Here is a 1,156-nt window from a genome sequence, read left to right as displayed (position 1 = left end):
AGCGCCTAAAAGAGCGGTTTGCCCAGCTAGAAATCGTCGGCGAAGTTCGGGGCGTGGGCTTGCTTGGAGCGATCGAGTTCGTTGCGGATCGCCAGACGAAACGGCGATTTGATCCGCAGCTAAAGGTGGGCGCCCGAATCTCAAAGGCTGCTCGTGATAGGGGGCTTATCGCACGAGCAATGCCGCACGGAGATATTCTGGGCTTTGCCCCCCCGCTCGTTGTGTCCGAGAGTGAGATCGACGAGATTGTTGATCTGGCGTATCGAGCGACTAAGCAAGTGATGGACGAACTCGCGAAAGAATCGCGAGTTCCTTGAAGCTCGGCTGTATCCTGCAGAAACGCTGCGGGCTGGATCTGGGGGCGCTGGCGCCGTGTTCGCGGCGGGCTGACTTAAGCAACGCATCCCCGCCCGCGACGCTGGGCGGGGCAAGGGTCTGGTGGTATTGGTCTCGATAACAAGATGGCGTTCGCATGTGTCGAGCTCTGCTGGATGACGCGGTGCTGCTAAGTAAGAGTGAGGGTGCGGCCGGGGTTTGTCATGCTTACGAGAAAGACCGCAAAATCCTCGAAGGAGCCAGCGCTGTAGGCACGGCGGCGCTGCTCGCCCGCAAGATGCTGGATTGCGAGGGTCCCGCTCGGGATCTCTGGCTGCAATATCACATGGAACCGTATCGCCGTGCCACAAACGGGAACAGCAATCCGTTTAGGGAGGATGTTTGATGCGAAGAATGAAACTCCTGACAGAACGCGATCTTAAGCAAATCGTGCCGCTCGATCTCAAGGCGGTGCAATGCATCGAAGATGCATTCCATTCGCTTGCCACCAAAAAAGTCGCGATGCCGCCAATTCTTCGGCTGGATATTCCCGAACATAGAGGCGAGGTGGACGTCAAGACAGCCTATGTGCCCGGCGTCGACGGCTTCGCCATTAAAATAAGCCCTGGCTTTTTTGACAACCCCAAGATTGGACTGCCGAGCACCAACGGCATGATGGTGCTGCTTTCAAGCAAAACCGGTCTGGTACAAGCGCTGTTACTGGACAACGGCTATTTGACCGACGTGCGTACGGCCGCCGCTGGTGCAGTAGCAGCGAAGTATCTCGCCCGCAAGGATGCTTTCGTGGCTGCAATCCTGGGTGCGGGGATGCAAGCAAAGT

Annotated in this window: 1 protein-coding gene and 1 pseudogene; both read left to right on the top strand. The window is 57.4% G+C overall.

What is annotated here, in order from left to right; all coding sequences use genetic code 11:
* The coding region (locus tag E4K65_RS46685) for an aminotransferase class III-fold pyridoxal phosphate-dependent enzyme (RefSeq protein ID WP_135179761.1) at window positions 1-317 on the top strand (317 nt) is incomplete at its 5' end.
* Window positions 318-720: 403 nt separating this feature from the next.
* A pseudogene (locus E4K65_RS46680) lies at window positions 721-1,156 on the top strand (ornithine cyclodeaminase family protein); the annotation flags it as partial.

Source organism: Bradyrhizobium niftali (assembly GCF_004571025.1).
GTDB classification, from domain to species: domain Bacteria; phylum Pseudomonadota; class Alphaproteobacteria; order Rhizobiales; family Xanthobacteraceae; genus Bradyrhizobium; species Bradyrhizobium niftali.
This window is presented reverse-complemented; position numbering and strand designations above follow the sequence as displayed.